The organism is Lysobacter sp. F6437 (assembly GCF_052547215.1).
Window position 1 is genome coordinate 219,290 of record NZ_JBQWRB010000004.1, and the last position, 16,848, is coordinate 236,137.

A 16,848-nucleotide genomic window follows, 5' to 3' on the forward strand; every position below is an offset into this window, starting at 1 on the left:
CTCTACAGCGGATTGTCGCTAAAGCAGGTCGCCGTCGGCCGACATCGCCCGTTCCATGCGGTCGCCGAGGCCGCCGATCTCCAGCACCAGCCGTTGCACTTCGGCCGCGTCGAGTCCCTCGAACGGACGGTTCTCGCACAACTGCAGGTAGGGCACCCCGTCGAGGTCGCCGATCGCCAGGTAGCCGACCCGGCTCTGCCAGTTGAACACCAGCGCGCGCCGTGCATCCAGCCCGGTGATCGGCGCCACCGCGGTGCTGGCGCGCAGGTAGGGGCGGCCGTCATCGTCTTCCAGTTCGGACAGGAAGATCGACTGGTGGCGGGTGCCGCGCTCGAGCGAAAGCTCGACGCAGACCACGCCTTCGACCTGCGCGGTGAGACGGAAGCCGGCGCTGGTGAGCTGCTGGCGGATCTGTTCGAAGTCGTGCATGGGCGCCTCCGGTACGGTGGCCCTATGCTACCGCGATGGAGACCGACCCCAACGATCGCATCCTGGCCGTGATCCGCAAGATTCCACGGGGGCAGGTGGCCGGCTATGGCGAGGTCGCGCGACGGGCCGGGCTGCCGGGTCGGGCGCGCATGGTGGCGCGCCTGCTGAGCCACAACGACGACCCGCGGCTGCCCTGGCACCGGGTGCTTCGTTCGGACGGGCGCATCGCGTTCCCGCCCGATTCGCCACAGTTCGCCGAGCAGGGCCAACGCCTGCGGGCCGAGGGCGTGCATGTGGAAGCCGGCCGGGTGCGCGGAGTGCGCGCCGCGCCGACCGTGGACGAGCAGATCTGGGGACTGCCGGACTGAGCCGGGCTTTCACCTCCGGCCCGGTACCATGTGCCGACTTCATGGAGGTGTGATGTTTTCCAACTTGCCCCGGGTCATCAAGGCGCTGCTGGTCGCCAACGGAGTGGTGTTCCTGCTGCAGCAGGTGCTGGGCGACTTCGCGATGGCGCCGCTCATGCTGTGGCCGCTCGGCAGCGGTGCCGACGCCTCGGCGGTCAGCCCGTTCCTGCCGTGGCAACTGCTGACCTACGGTTTCATGCATGGCAGCTTCGCCCACCTGCTGTTCAACATGCTGGCGTTGCTGATGTTCGGTGCGCCGCTGGCGCATACCTGGGGTGAGCGCAGGTTCCTGACGTTCTTCCTGGTCTGCGTGCTCGGCGCTGCCGTGTGCCAGCTCGCGGTGGGCGCGTGGACGATGTCGGAAGGCGGCGATGCGTACCCCACCGTGGGCGCCTCGGGCGGGGTGTTCGGCCTGCTGCTGGCCTACGGCATGCTGTTCCCGCACCAGCGGGTGATGTTGCTGATCCCGCCGATCCCGATGAAGGCGCGCACGCTGGTGATCGTCTATGGACTGGCGGAACTCATGCTCGGGTTCACCGGCTGGCAGCCCGGGGTGGCGCACTTCGCGCACCTGGGCGGGATGCTGTTCGGCTGGTTGCTGATCCGCTACTGGCGCGGGCAGCCGCCGTTCGGCAGGCGTGGCCCGCCGCGGCCGCGCGTCGTGCGCTGAGCGGCTGGCCCGGGTTTGCGTAGGAGCGGCTTCAGCCGCGATCTGAAACCGGACGGGCGACTGCTGGCCACCCGATCGCGGCTGAAGCCGCTCCTACAGGGGGGCCTCAGCGTCGTCGGCCAACCAAAAAAGAAGAGGCCCGGGATATCCCGGGCCTCCGCCTTTTGGCCGACGAGGATGGCCAATCCGTTGCGTGGGCTGGGGTTACCGGATCGGGTTACCAGATCACCACTTGCTGGTCTTCGCCACGCACCATCGGCTGGCCGGCTTCGCATTCGAACGCCGCCGCGAACTCCGGCATGTTCGACGGCGCGCCGATCGCGCGGAAGTTGGCCGGCGCGTGCGGGTCGGTGGTCAGGCGCACCTTCAGTTCGTCATCGGTGAAGTTGCGGCGCCACACGGTTGCCCAGTTGGCGAAGAAGCGCTGGTCGCGGGTCAGGCCTTCGGTCATCGGGTCCTCGACGCCTTCGGTGGCCTTTTTCATCGCGTCGTAGGCGATCGCCAGGCCGCCCAGGTCGGCGATGTTCTCGCCCAGGGTCAGCTTGCCGTTGACGTTCTTGCCGGGCATCGCCTCGTAGCCGTCGAACTGCGCAACCAGCTTGTCGGTCAGGCCCGAGAAGCCCTTGGAGTCGGCTTCGGTCCACCAGTTCTCGAAGTTGCCCTTGGCGTTGAAGCGGCTGCCCTGGTCGTCGTAGCCGTGGATCATCTCGTGGCCGATCACCGCGCCGATGCCACCGTAGTTCACCGCGTCGCCAGCTTCGGGATCGAAGAACGGCGGCTGCAGGATCGCGGCCGGGAACACGATCTCGTTGGCCAGCGGGTTGTAGTAGGCGTTGACCGTCTGCGGGCTCATGCCCCATTCGGTCTTGTCGACCGGCTCGCCGATCTTGCCGAGGTTCCACTTGTAGTTGAACTCGTTGGCGGCCATGACGTTGCCGAAGAAGCTGTCGCGGCTGGTCTCCAGGCCGGTCCAGTCACGCCACTTGTCGGGGTAGCCGACCTTCGGGGTGAACGCGGCCCACTTCTCCATGGCCTGCTTCTTGGTCTCGTCGCTCATCCACTCCAGCTCTTCCAGGTGGACCTTGAGCGCGGCGCTGAGGTTCTTGACCAGCTCCTGCATGCGCGCCTTGGCTTCGGGCGAGAACGCGACGTCGACGTACATCTGGCCGAGCGCTTCGCCGACTTCGCCTTCGATCGTATCGAGCACGCGCTTGCCGCGCTCCTTGATTTCCTTCTGGCCGCGCATGGCCTGGTTGTAGAAGTTGAAGTTCTCCTGCACCAGCGCGTCCGACAGGTACGGCGAGGCGCCGTCGACGGTATGGAAACGCAGATAAGCCTGCCAGTCCTCGACCGGCACGTCGGCCAGCATCTGGCTGACTTCCTCGTGGAACGCCGGGATCGCCAGCGAGAACATCTCCGGTGCCGCCACGCCCTGCGACTCGAAGAACGTCGTCCACGAGAAGTTCGGGGTCAGCTTGTCGGCCTCGGCCAGTGACAGCGGGTTGTAGTACAGCGAGACGTCGCGCGAGAGTTCCTCGCTCGACTTGGATGCATCGGCCAGGCGGGTCTCGAACGCGACCACGGCCTTGGCCTGCTCGGCCGCAGCGGCGGCCTCGATGCCCGATAGCTCAAGCACCTTGGCAACGTGGGCCTGGTAGGCGTCGAGCTTGTCCTTCTTGTCGGCGTCGAAGTAGTACGACTTGTCCGGCAGGCCCAGGCCACCCTGGCCGGCGTAGGCGATGTTCATGTCCGACTGCTTGAAGTCGGCATCGGCGCCGAACGAGAACAGGAAGTTCTCGCCCTTGGCCGCGCTGCCGCGCAGGTATTCAGTGACCGCTTCCTGGCTGTCGAGCGCGGCGATCGCGTCGAGCCGGCCCTGGATCGGCTTGATGCCCTGGGCGTTGATAGTTTCCGCGTCCATGCCGGTGGCCCAGAAGTCGCCGACGATGTCCTGCACGCCGGTCGCGCCGTCGTTGGCGGCGGCCTGCTCGGCGAGCTGGCGCTGGACGGCGGTGGAGCGCTCGTCGAGCATCTCGAACGCGCCCCAGCTGGTGCGGTCGCCCGGAATGGCGTTGGCTGCAAGCCAGGTGCCGTTGACGTAGCCGCCGAAGTCGACGCAGGCGTTCTTGCTCTTGTCGATCTGGTCGACGCTGAAGCGGTTGACCGGCGGCAGGGTGCTCTCGTCGAGGGTCAGCGCGTTGGCGTTGGCGTCGGCGGCGGGCTTGGCATCGGCGCCGTCGGCCGGGGTGGCGTCCTGGCTGGAGCAGGCGGCCACCGCAGTGGCGATGGCGAGGGACAGCAGCAGGACTTGCGGTCTATTCAAGGTCACGGGGGACTCCGGACGTGCAATTGGGAAGGTTTGCGCCCGGAATCGTGACCCGGGGTCGCCCGATTCTGGACCCCAATCGTCCCGTGGGCGGGTGTCGAAGGTCATGCCGGGGACGCAGGGGCGGGCAGGCCGTGCCCGCTGGCGTGCGGGGCTCCATGCCATCGGTCACGGATGACGTTTTGCCCATGCTGGCGGTATGCGCGCTGCCTACGATGGCGCGAACCCGCATCCGCGGACCACAGGCAGGGACGTACATGCTCCGAATCCGCGAACTCGGCAAGACCTACGCCAACGGCGTCCACGCACTCAATGACGTCAGCCTCGACATCCCGCGCGGCATGTTCGGGCTGCTCGGTCCCAATGGCGCCGGCAAGTCCTCGCTGATGCGGACCCTGGCGACCCTGCAGGAAGCCGATCACGGCAGCGTGACCCTCGAAGGCGCGGATGGAAGCCCGATCGACGTGCTGCGCGACAAGGACACTGTGCGCCGACAGCTCGGTTACCTGCCGCAGGATTTCGGCGTCTATCCCAAGGTCAGTGCCGAGGACCTGCTGGAGCATTTCGCGGTGCTCAAGGGCCTGACCGCCCGTAGGCAGCGCCGCGAGGTGGTCGACGGGCTCCTGCAACAGGTCAACCTGTGGGATGCCCGCAAGCGCAAGCTCGGTACGTTCTCGGGCGGCATGCGCCAGCGTTTCGGCATCGCCCAGGCGCTGCTGGGCAACCCGCGGCTGGTGATCGTCGACGAGCCCACCGCCGGCCTCGACCCGGAGGAGCGCAACCGCTTCCTCAACCTGCTGGCGGAGATCGGCGAGAACGTCGCGGTGATCCTGTCGACCCACATCGTCGAGGACGTGACCGACCTGTGCCCGACGATGGCGATCATGAACAAGGGCCAGGTACTGCTGACCGGCCGGCCGAACGACGCGATCGAGTCGCTGGCCAACCAGGTCTGGCGCAAGCAGGTGGCCAAGGCCACGCTCGGCGATTACGAGAGCCGGCACACCGTGCTGTCGACCCGGCTGGTCGCGGGCAACCCGGTGATCCACGTGTTCGCGCCCGAGCGGCCGGAGGAGGGCTTCGAGCAGGTCGCGCCCGATCTCGAGGACGTCTATTTCCAGCGCCTGCGCCAGCAGGCCCGCCGTGTTGCCCAAGCCGACGCGGCCTGAACGGGGACTCGACATGACCTTCGAATTCTTCCGCTTCGAGCTGCGGCAGCAGTTGCGTGCGCCGCTGCTATGGCTGCTGGCGCTGATGTTCGGCCTGTTCGCGTTCGGTGCCGCCAGCTCCGACGCGATCGTCGTAGGCAATGCCGTCGGCAACGTGGATCGCAACGCGCCGACGGTGGTCGTCCAGTTCCTGGGCGTGTTCACCGTGCTCGGGCTGCTGGCGATCGTCAGCTTCATCAGTGGCGCGCTGCTGCGCGACTTCGAGCTCGGCACCGCCGACCTGTTCTTCTCCAGCCCGATGCGCAAGCGCGACTTCCTGCTGGGACGCTTCCTGGCCGCGGTGGCCGCGTGCCTGGTGATCTATCTGGCGGTGGCGCTGGGCCTGATGATCGGACCGCTGATGCCGTGGGTGGACCCGGAACGGCTGGGCGCGTTCTCGCTGGCGCCGTATGCCTGGGGCTTCGGGGTGCTGGTGATCCCGAACCTGTTGTTCAGCGGTGCGCTGCTGGCACTGTTGGCGGTGACCACCCGCAGCGTGCTGGTGGTGTACCTCGGGGTGATCGGCTTCTTCATCCTCAACTCGGTGGCCGGCGTGCTGACCGCCGACCTCGACAACGTCTGGCTGGCCACCCTGATCGACCCGTTGGGCATGACTGCGTTGGACCGGACCACCCGCTACTGGTCGGCCGACCAGCACAACCGCGAGTTGCCGGAGCTGGCCGGCTACCTGCTGGCCAACCGGGCGCTGTGGTTGTCGGTGTCGGTCGGGCTGGTGGCCGCGGCGTTCGCATTGTTCAAGCCGCAGCGCACCGGTACCGGCCGCGGCTGGTTCAGGCGGCGCAAGGCGAAGCTGGCGGCGGCGCCTGTGCAGCCGGTCGTGGCGGTACCGCCACGGGTGGTGCCCGCGACGGGCGCGGCGGTCTCGTGGTCGCAGTTCCTGCGGCTGTGGCGCTTCGACACGGTCGGCGTGTTCCGCGGCGTGCCGTTCCTGGTGATGCTGCTGTTCGCGGTCGCCAACTTCCTCGCCATCGCCGGCATGGCCGAAAGCATGTACGGCACCCGGGTCCATCCGGTCACGTCGTTGATGGTGACGACGCTGCAGGGCGGTTTCAGCTTCATGCTGGTCTTCATCGTGATGTTCTACGCCGGCGAGCTGGTGTGGAAGGAGCGCGGTGCGCGGCTGGGTGAAGTCACCGATGCGATGCCGATGCCGGACTGGGTGCCACTGGCGGCGAAGATGGCGAGCCTGGCGGCGGTGGTGCTGGCGTTCCAGGCGGTCGGCGCGGTTGCGGCGATGGGGTTCCAGCTGGCCAAGGGCTTCACCGCGATCGAGCCGGGCCTGTATGCGCGGGAGCTGCTGCTGGGATCGGTGCCGTTCGTGCTGATGGGCGGACTGGCGCTGGTGCTGCAGGTGCTGAGCAACAACAAGTTCGTCGGCTACGGACTGCTGATCGGGTGGCTGGTGCTTCAGGGCACGCTCGGCTTCCTCGACTTCGACCACAACCTTTACAGTTACGGTTCGGCACCCGAGGCGCCGTACTCCGACATGAATGGATACGGCCACTTCCTCGCCGGGCGGTTGTGGTTCCAGTCGTACTGGGGTGCCTGCCTGCTGGCGTTGCTGCTGCTGTCGGCGGCGTTCTGGGTGCGTGGCGTCGCACCGAGCCGGCGCGAGCGCTTCCGCCTCGCGCGGCAGCGGCTGGGCGGCGGCCGCGGCTGGGCGCTGGCGGCGAGCGTGGCCGTGTTCGCGTTGCTGGGCGGTTTCATCTTCTGGAACAGCAACGTCCGCAACGAATACCTGGCCGGCGACGATGCGCTCGATCGCCAGCAGCGCTACGAAGAGCAATACCGCAAGTACCGCGGCCTGCCGCAGCCGCGGATCACGGCGGTCCAGACCGAAATCGACCTGTACCCGCACGAGCAACGCGTGCAGGTCCGCGGGCACTACACGGTGATGAACCCGCACGACGTGCCGATCACCGAACTGCACGTCCAGTGGTACCCGGACGCCGGGCTGGACCGGCTCGGGTTCGGCGAAGCCTCGGTAGCCAGCAACGACGAGCGGCTCGGCTATCGCATCTACCGCCTCGGCACGCCGATGCAACCGGGCGACACGCGGCGGATGGACTTCACCGTGAGCTATGCGCGCGAAGGCTTCGGCAACGACGTCGGCTGGACCAACGTGGTCGACAACGGCACGTTCTTCAATTCCGAGGAATTGCTGCCGCGCTTCGGCTACTCCGACCGCGGCCAGATCAGCGACCGCAACGAGCGCCGCAAGCGCGGCATGGAGGAGTTGCCGCGCATGGCCAAACTGGAGGACCAGGCCGCGCGCGCCAACACCTACATCAGTGACGACGCCGACTGGATCGCGTTCAAGACCACCGTCTGCACCACGCCGGAGCAGATCGCGCTGGCGCCAGGGCTGTTGCAGAAAGAGTACGAGCGCGATGGCCGGCGTTGCTTCGACTACGCGATGCAGCGGCCGATGCTGAACTTCCACGCGACCCTGTCGGCGGAGTGGGAGGTGCGCAAGGGCGCGTACAAGGCCGGCACCGCCGACGAGATCCCGATTGAGGTCTACTACGACCCGAAGCACCCGTACAACGTCGACCGCATGATCGAAGGGGTGCAGAAGTCGCTCGTCTACTTCGAGGCGAACTTCAGTCCCTACCAGCATGAGCAGGTGCGGATCATCGAGTTCCCCGGCTACAACAGCTTCGCCCAGAGCTTTGCCGGCACGATCCCGTACTCCGAGTCGATCGGCTTCATTGCCGACCTGCGCGACGAGGACGCGATCGACTATGTGTTCTACGTCACCGCGCACGAGATCGCGCACCAGTGGTGGGCGCACCAGGTGATCGGCGCCGACGTGCAGGGCTCGACCATGCTCAGCGAATCGCTGGCGCAGTACTCGGCGCTGATGGTGATGGAGAAGGAGTACGGCCGCGAAAAGATGCGGCGCTTCCTCAAGTACGAGCTGGATCGCTACCTGTCCGGCCGCGCCGGCGAGAATATCGAGGAACTGCCGCTGTACCGCGTTGAGAACCAGCAGTACATCCATTACCGCAAGGGTTCGCTGGTGTTCTACCGGCTGCGCGAGGAGATCGGCGAGGACGCGTTGAACCGCGCGCTGTCGCGCTTCCTTGCCGACAAGGCCTACCAGCACGCACCGTTCACGACCTCGGCCGAGCTGCTGGAGTACATCCGCGCCGAAGCCGGGCCCCGGCACGAGCAACTGATCACCGACCTGTTCGAGAAGATCAGCTTCTACGACAACCGCGTCGAGGCGGTCACCGCGGTCAAGCGCGACGACGGCAAGTACGAGGTCACCCTCGACCTGCACGCCGCCAAGCTGTACGCCGACGGCGAGGGCAAGGAGACCACCGCGACGCTCGACGACTGGATCGAAGTCGGCGTGTTCGCGCGCGGGCCGTCTGGCGAGGAGGCCGACGAGGAGGTGCTGTACCTCGAGCGCCACCACATCACCGGTGACTCGCCCACATTGACCGTCGTGGTCGACCGGTTGCCGTACGAGGCCGGCTTCGACCCGTACAACAAGCTGATCGACCGGGTCTCGTCGGACAACCGCAAGCGCATCTCGATGTAGCCGGGTGCCTTGCGCCGCGGCACCCTGAACGGGAATTGCGCGGTGCTGGCGCTGGACAGGCCTTTCCCGTAGGATTCGCCTGTTCAGCGCACGGCTGCCTTTCCCAGGTTGCCTACCGTCGCACGCCCGGCCCGCAAACGGCCGGTATCGCGACCACGGTTTTATCCCGCACGTCTTTCGTCGCGCCGACACGGTTCCGGAGCATCCGGCATCGTCAAATCAGAAAACTCGCAGCGCGGTTTGGGAACGCTCCGGGTTACACCGCATTCGCTTGCGGTTCCCTTTGTATCCGGAGTTCCAGAATGTCTTTTGAATCCCTCGGGCTTGCGCCCGCGTTGCTGCGCGCGCTCGCCGAGCAGAACTACACCACCCCGACCCCGATCCAGTCCGAAGCGATCCCGCTGGTGCTGGCCGGGCACGACCTGCTGGGCGGCGCCCAGACCGGCACCGGCAAGACCGCCGCGTTCGGCCTGCCGCTGCTCAACCGCCTGTCCAAGCAGACCGCCGCCAACGGCCCGCGCAAGCCGCGCGCGCTGATCCTGGTGCCGACGCGCGAACTGGCGGTGCAGGTCAACGACAGCCTGCGCGGTTATGCCAAGCACCTGCGCCTCAACTTCTGCACGATCTTCGGCGGCGCCGGCATGGGCCCGCAGGTCGACACGCTGCGCCGTGGCGTAGACGTGCTGGTCGCCACCCCGGGTCGGCTGATCGACCACATGGAGCGCGGCACCGCGCGCCTCGATGGCATCGAGGTCCTGGTGCTGGACGAGGCCGACCGCATGCTCGACATGGGCTTCCTGCCGGCGATCAAGCGCATCCTCGGCAAGCTGCCGAGCGAGCGCCAGACCCTGCTGTTCTCGGCCACGTTCGAGGCGCAACTGAAGCAGCTCGCGCTGCAGTTCATGCGCAACCCGAAGCAGGTGCAGGTCGCGGCCAACAACACCATCGCCGATACGATTGCCCACATCGCGCATCCGGTCGACAGCGGGCGCAAGCGCGACCTTCTGATCGACATCATTGCCAGGCGCCCGCATGACCAGGTGCTGGTATTCGGTCGCACCAAGCATGGCTGCAACCGCCTGGCCGAGCAGCTCGATGCCGCCGGCCTGCGTTCGGTCGCCATCCACGGCAACAAGAGCCAGGCCCAGCGCCAGAAAGCCCTGCGCGACTTCAAGACCAACCGCGCCCGGGTGCTGGTGGCGACCGACGTTGCTGCCCGCGGTCTCGACATCCCCGATCTGCCGCTGGTGATCAACTTCGACCTGCCGATGGTGGCCGAGGACTACGTGCACCGGATCGGCCGCACGGGTCGTAACGGTGCCAGCGGTGAGGCGCTGTCGCTGGTCTCGCACGACGAGGGTGGACTGCTGCGGCAGATCCAGCGCATCCTGAAGAAGGACGTCGAGCTGATCACGGTCGCCGGTTACGAGCCGAGCCGTCCGATCCGCCTCGATGTCGCGATCCCGAATCCGCGCCAGAACGCCGGCAACCGCGGCCCGCGCCCGGCCGGTCGCGCCCCGGGCAACCGCGGCCACGGCAAGCCGGCAGCTGCACGCCAGGGCCATGCCCACGCCGGGCCGAAACAGCATCGCGGCGGCGGACAGGGTGGTCGTGACTCGCGCCGTGGTGGTGGCGGCGCCGCCTGACGGCTGGCATCGCGAACTGTATTGACGAAAGGCCGGCAGAAATGCCGGCCTTTTTGTTTTCTATAGCCCGTTTCATTCCTGCCTGCGCCACACCGAAACCGGAATGCTGCCTTCAGCCCGCGGCGGCACCCGATAGTTCAAATCCGGGCCGTCGGCACGCTACTCAAAACCGGGGGAACGTCGCCCCGACAAAAGAAAAGGGCCGACATATGCCGGCCCTTTCGCTTTGCACCTGACGCCAGACGCTATGCCTTCTTCGACTCGATCCAGCGGTTGATCTTGTCCTCCAGCACGTCCAGCGGAACCGAGCCGTCCTTCAACACTTCGGCATGGAATTCGCGCACGTCGAACTTGTCACCCAGCGCCGCCTCCGCCTTGTCGCGCATCTCCTGGATCCGCAACGCCCCGATCTTGTAGGCCAGCGCCTGGCCCGGGATCGCCATGTAGCGCTCGGCCTCGGCGGTGGCCTGGGTCTCGGACTCGGCCGAGTTCTCCAGCATGTAGTCGATGACCTGTTGGCGCGTCCAGCCCTTGCTGTGCAGGCCGGTGTCGACGACCAGCCGGATCGCGCGCCACAACTCGTTCTGGAGGTAGCCGAAGTAGCTGTACGGGTCGGTGTAGACGCCAAGGTCCTTGCCCAGTGACTCGGCGTAAAGGCCCCAGCCTTCGGTGAACGCCGTCTCGCCGCCGAAGCGACGGAAGTCCGGCAGGCTGGTGAGCTCCTGCTGCAGCGCGAGCTGGAAGTGGTGGCCCGGGATCGCCTCGTGCAGGTACAGATCTTCCGCGTCCCAGGTCTTTCGGGTCGGCAGATCGTAGGTGTTGACGTAGAAGATGCCGGGGCGCGTGCCGTCCTCGCTCGGGGTCATGTAGGAGCCGCCGGCCGCGGACTTGGCGCGGAACGCTTCGACCGGGCGGATCTCGAACGGCGCCTTCGGCGTCAGCGAGAACTGCTCCGGGATCTTCGCGTTGATCTTGTCCTCAAGCGCGCGGTAATAGGTCAGCAAGGCCTCTTCGCTCTCGAAGCTGAACTGCGGATCGGTCTTCATGAATTCGAAGAAGTCCTGCAGCGAACCCTCGAAGCCGACCTCGACCATGACCTTGCGGATCTCGCCATGGATGCGCTCGACTTCGTCCAGCCCGATCTGGTGGATCTCGGCGGGGCTCAGGTCGGTGGTGGTCGAGTTGTGCGCGTTGAACGCGTACCAGGCTTCGCCGTCGGGCAGCGCGGCCATGCCGACGCTGTCACGCGCGTGCGCCATGTAGTCGTTGGCGACGTACTCGCGCAGTTCGCGATAGGCCGGCATGAGCTCCTTGTCGATCATCCCGCGGTATTCCGCGGTGATGCGCTCGCGGTCTGCATCGGAGAACGACTCGGGCATCGACTCGACCGGCTTCCAGAACAGCGTGTCTTCCGGCTTGTCCTTGATCAGCGCGTCGAGCTGGTCGACGACGTTGTCCATCAGCACCTTGGGCTGCACCACGCCGGCCTCGACGCCGAGCTTCATGTTGGCGATCGCCTGGTCGAACAACACCGGCACCTGCGACGCGCGCTTGCGCCAGTTGGCGTAGTCCTCGACGGTCTTGAACGGCTGCGCGCTGGTGCCGGAGCCGAGCTGCACCGCCATGTTGGCGAGGTTGTAGAACTGGTTGATCGGCTGCTTCCAGCTCGGGAACTTCTCGCTGGCGAGTTCGTCCTTCGCGTCGCGCACGAAGATCTCGTAGCTCAGCAACGCCTGGCCTTCCAGCCCTTCCGACCCGACCGCTTCGATCTTTTCGAGCCAGCGCATGGTGAAGTCGTGCGACTCCTGGCGATATTCCGCGGACAGGAAATTCGGCAGCTGGTCGTTGTAGCGCGGGTCGCCCTGGAAGGTCGCGGCCAGCGGGTTGAGCTGCAGCATCTCCTCCCAGTACTGCGCGTACAACTGGTCGAGCTGCGCGGCCTTGTCTTCGGCGACCTGGCTGGTGCCGGCGGCCTGCGCGGCATCGTTGGCGGCAGTCGGACTGCAACCGGCCATCGCGGCGACGAGGGCAAGGGCGAGCAGGGAACGTGTGGCGCGTGGCTTCATCGCGGTCTCCGGGGTTCGACGGGTGTGTCCCGACGGGGCAGGTTGACCCCCGAGCGTCGGCGTTGGCGCCGGCCCCGGCATGGGCCATAGGTCACCTGCGTCCGGGAACCGCGGCCGCGGTCAGGATTGCGGCGCTGCGGAGGGCGGCGAGAACGGAATGGAGTCGGGCGAGACCGCGCCGCCTGAGATGATGAAACTCATCGCCTGGTCGACCGTCCAGTCAGTCGGGGTGATCTTCTCGACTGGCACGATCTCGAGATATCCGGAGGTCGGGTTCGGGGTGGTCGGCACGTACACCGCGGCCAGTTCGCGACCGGTACCTTGCTCCCTGAGCACGCGGGTAACGAAACCGATCGATTTCATCTCGGTGTGCGGGAAGTCGATCAGCACCACGCGCTGGGTGCCGTCGGGCTTGGTCTGCAGGATGTCGAGCAACTGCCGCGCGCTGCCGTAGATGGTGTTGGCGAACGGTACCCGGCCGATCATCGCCTCGAACCAGCGCAGCAGCCGCTGGCCGACCACGCGGTGGGCCATCACGCCCGACAGCAGGATCACCAGCAGGGTCGCCACCAGCGCGATCACCGTCTGCACCCAGGGTTGCGCCAGCCAGCCGGCGATATGCGGATAGTCGCTCGCCAACCGGGTCAGCATCGGTCCGGTCAATGGCCGGCTGGTATCCGACAGCAGCACGAACACGAATTTGCCGACCACCCAGGTCAGCCACAGTGGCAACAGGGTCAACAGGCCGGTCAGGAACAGGCGCTTCAGCGTGGGGGGATTGCGCATTCCGCGAATTGTACGGGGCTGCGCGGCGCTACAGCTCGCGGACCAGGCGGAAGCCGACGTCGTCGTAGCCGCGTTCGGCTTCCAGCAGGCGCTGGGTTGTTTCACGGTTGCGCCACGAGGTGCCGATGACCTTGCGCTGGTTGCAGTCGGTGCCGCAGTCGCGAAGCCACAGCGACAGGTCGCGGCCGCTGATTTCCGGCGCGGTCTGGCGCGATTCGGCGGTGCTTGGCAGCCGGTACTTGTGCCCGGTCTGTCGGCTGTACCACTGCGCGTAGGCCTCGGCGTCGCGCAGCGATACGCAGACCACCGGCTCGTTGTCGCCCTGGCCGAAGCCGGGGTCGCGCCAGTTGCGGGGCGACAGCACGCGCAGCAGCGAGGCGCGCTCGCGACAACGCGCGGCGTCGCGGCCGGTAAGGGTGGCGAAGCGTGCGTACTCGTCGCGGTTCACCGGTTTGCGGCTGATCGCGTTGCCGTCGCTGCCGAGCACGCTGCCGGCCGGATCGTCGGGCAGCGCCTCGCCGCGCTCGGGAATGGCATCGGCGCGGGCCTGCAACCGGCGCGTGGCGTCGTCGGGAACGCCGAGCGCGCCGGCCAGCGCGATCACTTCGGCGGCCTGCTTCCGGTCGAAGTCACGGGCGGCTTTCTCCATCCGCGCCTGCAGGGCCTTGGTGGTGTCCTGCGCGAGCTGGAGCCGCACCGGACTGTCGGTACTGGCGGTCCGGTCGCCGAGCCGGCCGATGTGGTCGAAGTATTCGCGGGCCTGGGTGTCGCGACGCTTGCCGAGGCTGGCGATCATCTCGGCACCGAGTGCGCCGGTCAGTTCGTCGACAACACGGGCGACCTCGGTGTTTCCGGGTTCGACGTCGTAGGCGCGCAGCACGCTTTCCATGGCGTTGTCGTCGACCGGGGCGGTGAGGTTGCGCTGGGTGATCTGCCGCTGCGCGTCGGCCAACGCGATCTGCAAGGGCGCCTCCGGCAGCGGCTGCATCATCGACGCGATCGGGTCGGCGGGCGGTGCCTCGGCGATCGCAGGCGTACCGGCACGGAAGAAGCTGTTGCCTTCGCGGTTGCCTCCGGCCAGCAGGATGCCGCCGGCCGCGAGTGCGGCGAGCACGATCGAGCCTGCCCACGCCGCGCGCGGAACACGTTGCAGCGGGACCAGCAGGCGGTCGCGCCACTGGACCAGGCGCGGCCAGCTGCGGCGTCGCTCCACCCGGTCCAGCATGGCGGACATCTGCGCCACGTCGTGGAAGCGCTCACCGGGATGCTTGGCCAGCGCGCGGTTCATGAAGCGCTGCCAATGGCGCAATCGCGCTGGCAGTTTCGGGATAGGGTCCTGCGCGTGCATGACCGCCATCGAAAGCGCGTCGGCGGCCTGGTAGGGCAGGTGGCCGGCCAGCATTTCCCAGGCGAGCACGCCGAGGCTGTACAGATCGGCGCGGCCATCGACATCCTCGCCGCGCGCCTGCTCCGGCGCCATGTAGGCGGTGCTGCCCACCGCGAGTCCCGCGGCGGTCACGCGTGGGCCGAAGCCACGCCGCAGGGCGATGCCGAAGTCGGCCAGCAGCGGACGCTCGGTGTCGTCGAACAGTACGTTCTCGGCCTTGACGTCGCGGTGGACGACGCCGTGGCCATGCGCGTACTGCAGCGCCGAGAGCAGCGCACGCAAGGTCTCGACGACGCGCGGCTCGTCGGTGCCACCATCCTCCAGCTGGAAGCTGCGCTGGCCCAGATGGCCGCGCGCGAGGTAGGGCATCGCGTAGTAGGGCAGGCCGTTGCGGGTGCGGCCGAGCTCGTGGATGCGCACGACGTGGGCATGCTCGAGGCGCGCGATCGTGCGCACTTCGTTCTCGAACCGCCGGCGGCTGACTTCATCCGACAGCGCCTGGCTCGCCATGACCTTGATCGCCACCTCGCGCCCGAGGTCGAGCTGTTCGGCCAGGTACACCGTCGACATCCCGCCGTGGTTGATCACGCGCAGCAGACGGTAGCCCTTGATCTCGGGCAAGGGCATCGCAAGCGTGTCGTTGTTCAGCGGGAAAGACATCGCGGCCCCCCTGTCGCGGACGATGAGCATACCCCTGCCGGGCTGCGGGGTGAATCGTGCCCGCGACGCCGCGACGCCGATTCCGCGGGGAACCGTGAAGATGGTCGGAAAGCTGCTGGGGAAAGTGACGCTGGGGGTCAGTCGGCGCCGCGAGCGGATGTGTCCGGGGTGGTCTCCCGGACCCGGGGTTTCAATCGCACGTACAGCTGTTTGCGCACGCGTGCGACCACGTCGCCCTGTTCATCGAGGATATCGGTGTCGAACCAGCGCAACGCCTTGTCGCCTCCGGCGGTGGCCGTGCGCAGTTCGTCGAGCACCGCGTCGTCCAGGTCGAAGCGCGCATGCACGGTGCCGCGGCCGGGCTTCACGAACTCGATCGTCCCGGCCTTGTCCCAGACCACGTAGTCGGGGCCGATCGCCTGCATCGCCAGCAGCATCCAGAACGGGTCGGTCATCGCGAACAGGCTGCCGCCGAAGTGGGTGCCGACGTAATTGCGGTTCCAGGGCCGCATGCGCAACTCGACGCGCGCGTGGCGGTAGTCGTCGCTGATGGCACAGACGTGGATGCCGCTGAACAGGAAGGGCGGCCACAGGTTCAGGCCGTGGCGGAGCAGGGTCGGGTTCATGCCCGACAGCCTGCCATACGCATGCGTATATTTACAGTCGACCGGTCAGAACAGCAACGACGACATCCTGCGGCGGTAGCGGCTGACCAGCGCGGCGTCATCGATGATGCGGAAGGCATCGATCAGCGCCTTGCGCGGCAGGCCGTCGTCGAAGTCGCGGTCGCGCCGCAGCATTTCGATGAACTGCTCCAGCCCGGCTTCGGGTTGGCCGTCGGCGATCTGCCGGACCCCGAGCTGGTGCCGTGCCCGCAGGTCGCCCGGATCGGTCGCGATCGCCTGCTGCAGCGATTCCGCCGGCGGCGCGGTCGAGGCCTGCGCGATGAAGCCCAGCCGTGCACGCGCCTGCACGCTGCGGTCGTCGGTGGCGAGGTTGGCGGGCAGGGCGTCGAGCAGGGGCTCGGCCTCGGCCGCGGCGCCGGTCCGCAGCAGCGCGAGGGCGAGGTCGAGTTTGAGCTCGTCCTGGTCGGGGGCTTCGGCCACCGCCTGGCGCAGGCGCACGACTTCGGCATGCGGGTCGGGCGGAGCGGTGTCGACCTCGACGGCTTCGGCGGCCGGCGCCGGCTCGCCCGGCTCGATGCCGTGGTGCTTGAGGAACTCGCGGACCTGGCCCTCCGGCAGCACGCCGGGGAAGCCGTCGGCGACCTGGCCGTCCTTGACCAGGAACACGGTCGGGATCGAGCGTACCTGGAACGCGCCTGCCAGTTGCTGTTCCTTGTCGGCATCGACCTTGGCCAGCACGAATGCACCGTTGTAGTCGCCCGCCAGCTTCTCCAGCACCGGCCCGAGTTGCTTGCACGGCCCGCACCATTCGGCCCAGAAATCGACCAGTACCGGCGTCTGCAATGACTTCTGCAGGACCTCGGCCTCGAAGTTGTCGGCGGTGGCGTCGAATACGTGGGGCTTGGCGGCGTCGGCGGTCATGGTGGCTTCCGTGTGTCGATTCGCCGGACATGGTGCCGCAGGCGGGCGAATCCAAGGAAACCGTGATGTCCCACCCCGCTGCGCCCCGCATGGCGGGCATTTGTGCGCTGCGGTAGGCTTGCCGGTCCCTCCCAGCAGCGCCGCC

General features: G+C 67.5%; 12 protein-coding genes. 5 read left to right on the forward strand and 7 right to left on the reverse strand.

Annotation, left to right across the window (positions count from 1 at the left end; genetic code table 11):
- Window positions 1-18: 18 nt before the first annotated feature.
- Window positions 19-429 (reverse strand): hypothetical protein, encoded by a 411-nt coding sequence (locus tag ACT9F5_RS12780; RefSeq protein WP_445120334.1) that lies wholly within the window; start codon window positions 427-429, stop codon window positions 19-21.
- A gap of 35 nt (window positions 430-464) precedes the next feature.
- Here ACT9F5_RS12780 and ACT9F5_RS12785 point away from each other — a divergent pair, with 35 nt between their 5' ends.
- Window positions 465-797 (forward strand): MGMT family protein, encoded by a 333-nt coding sequence (locus ACT9F5_RS12785; protein WP_445120335.1) that lies wholly within the window; start codon window positions 465-467, stop codon window positions 795-797.
- 52 nt (window positions 798-849) lie between these two features.
- Window positions 850-1,506 (forward strand): rhomboid family intramembrane serine protease, encoded by a 657-nt coding sequence (locus ACT9F5_RS12790; protein WP_445120336.1) that lies wholly within the window; start codon window positions 850-852, stop codon window positions 1,504-1,506.
- Between the two features lie 217 nt (window positions 1,507-1,723).
- Here the strand turns inward: ACT9F5_RS12790 and ACT9F5_RS12795 are convergent, their stop codons facing one another.
- On the reverse strand, window positions 1,724-3,940 hold the full coding sequence (locus tag ACT9F5_RS12795) for a M13-type metalloendopeptidase (protein WP_445120337.1): 2,217 nt from the start codon (window positions 3,938-3,940) through the stop codon (window positions 1,724-1,726).
- A gap of 149 nt (window positions 3,941-4,089) precedes the next feature.
- Between ACT9F5_RS12795 and ACT9F5_RS12800 the strand changes: the two genes are divergently transcribed.
- The 3 genes from ACT9F5_RS12800 (at window position 4,090) to ACT9F5_RS12810 (ending at window position 10,257) form a co-directional block, all read left to right on the forward strand.
- Entirely contained in the window at window positions 4,090-5,001 is a 912-nt protein-coding gene (locus ACT9F5_RS12800; protein WP_445120338.1) for an ATP-binding cassette domain-containing protein, read from the forward strand.
- A gap of 13 nt (window positions 5,002-5,014) precedes the next feature.
- Window positions 5,015-8,611 carry a M1 family aminopeptidase gene (locus ACT9F5_RS12805; protein WP_445120339.1) on the forward strand — a complete coding sequence of 1,199 codons (3,597 nt, stop codon included), beginning with the start codon at window positions 5,015-5,017 and terminating at the stop codon, window positions 8,609-8,611.
- A 302-nt stretch (window positions 8,612-8,913) separates the two neighbouring features.
- The gene (locus ACT9F5_RS12810) at window positions 8,914-10,257 is read left to right on the forward strand and encodes a DEAD/DEAH box helicase (RefSeq protein ID WP_445120340.1); all 1,344 of its coding nucleotides are present in this window, start codon (window positions 8,914-8,916) and stop codon (window positions 10,255-10,257) included.
- Between the two features lie 245 nt (window positions 10,258-10,502).
- Here ACT9F5_RS12810 and ACT9F5_RS12815 read toward each other — a convergent pair whose 3' ends face one another.
- The 5 genes from ACT9F5_RS12815 to trxA form a co-directional block, all read right to left on the reverse strand.
- Complete coding sequence (locus tag ACT9F5_RS12815; protein WP_445120407.1) at window positions 10,503-12,272, reverse strand: DUF885 family protein; 1,770 nt, start codon at window positions 12,270-12,272, stop codon at window positions 10,503-10,505.
- Between the two features lie 171 nt (window positions 12,273-12,443).
- Window positions 12,444-13,109 carry a DUF502 domain-containing protein gene (locus ACT9F5_RS12820; RefSeq protein ID WP_445120341.1) on the reverse strand — a complete coding sequence of 222 codons (666 nt, stop codon included), beginning with the start codon at window positions 13,107-13,109 and terminating at the stop codon, window positions 12,444-12,446.
- 28 nt (window positions 13,110-13,137) lie between these two features.
- On the reverse strand, window positions 13,138-15,156 hold the full coding sequence (locus tag ACT9F5_RS12825) for a protein kinase domain-containing protein (RefSeq protein WP_445120342.1): 2,019 nt from the start codon (window positions 15,154-15,156) through the stop codon (window positions 13,138-13,140).
- A gap of 137 nt (window positions 15,157-15,293) precedes the next feature.
- Complete coding sequence (locus ACT9F5_RS12830; RefSeq protein ID WP_445120343.1) at window positions 15,294-15,782, reverse strand: DUF4442 domain-containing protein; 489 nt, start codon at window positions 15,780-15,782, stop codon at window positions 15,294-15,296.
- A gap of 45 nt (window positions 15,783-15,827) precedes the next feature.
- Window positions 15,828-16,703, reverse strand: coding sequence for a thioredoxin (trxA, locus tag ACT9F5_RS12835; RefSeq protein WP_445120344.1), 876 nt, complete (start codon window positions 16,701-16,703; stop codon window positions 15,828-15,830).
- Between the last annotated feature and the right edge of the window lie 145 nt (window positions 16,704-16,848).